This window comes from Azospirillum sp. UFLA03-27 (assembly GCF_059803775.1).
Genome location: NZ_JAUQTX010000534.1, coordinates 1 through 729 on the forward strand (window position 1 = coordinate 1; position 729 = coordinate 729).

Sequence of the window (729 nt, forward strand, 5' to 3'; positions counted from 1 at the left end):
CGCCCGCACCCAGGCCTTCACTGCCTGGGTTGAGGTCGCCGGTGCGCCGCTGGCCGCTTGATCCCCCGATCTCTAAGCATCCGTGGCCGAACTGCGCCAGCCATCATGGCCAGTGCCAACGAGTTGACGGTGCCGCCCGGACTCCAGCCGGTGGCGGTAGGTGGCCAGCGTCGCCGGCTCCCCGGCGAGCCGCACTGCCCGCTCCTCATACTCCGCGAAGGAGTGGGGGTGACCGTCTCCGGCAGGCCGGCCGCGTGCAGCAGGCTGGCCGCGACGCTGGAGGCGAAGGTCTCCCCCCGCGTCGTGAGAACCGGCACCCCCATCCACAGGGCGTCGGAGGTGGTGGTGTGCCCGGTGTAGGGAAAGCTGTCGAGGGCCAGATCGGCAAGCCGGTAGCGGGCGAGGTGTTCGGCCTGCGGGCGGTGGGGGGCGTCGGCTGGCCGGCAGCGGTCGTTGACCTGATAGCTGTCGGGCATCCGGACCAGCCGCTCACGGTAGAAGGGCTGATGCTCGGGCGGCGTGACGAAGCGGTCGCCAATCGTGTAATCCAGCAGATCCGTGCCCAAGCTTCCCGGATAGCCCAGATAAGCCACCTGGAAGGGCGCCAGTCGCCGCGCCAGCAGTTTCAGCCGTACGCCCTGTAGCAACCCTTTAGCAGGCTGCGGAAAAAGGCTATGCCCGGCCTGCCGGTCGTGATTCTCTCCGGTTGAAGAGAATGCGGCCGGTGAG

General features: G+C 68.7%; 1 protein-coding gene. It reads right to left on the reverse strand.

The window, feature by feature from the left end; all coding sequences use genetic code 11:
• Positions 1-17 precede the first annotated feature (17 nt).
• A partial coding sequence (locus Q4I23_RS32930) for an O-linked N-acetylglucosamine transferase family protein (RefSeq protein WP_498529036.1) occupies positions 18-729 on the reverse strand: 712 nt, incomplete at its 5' end.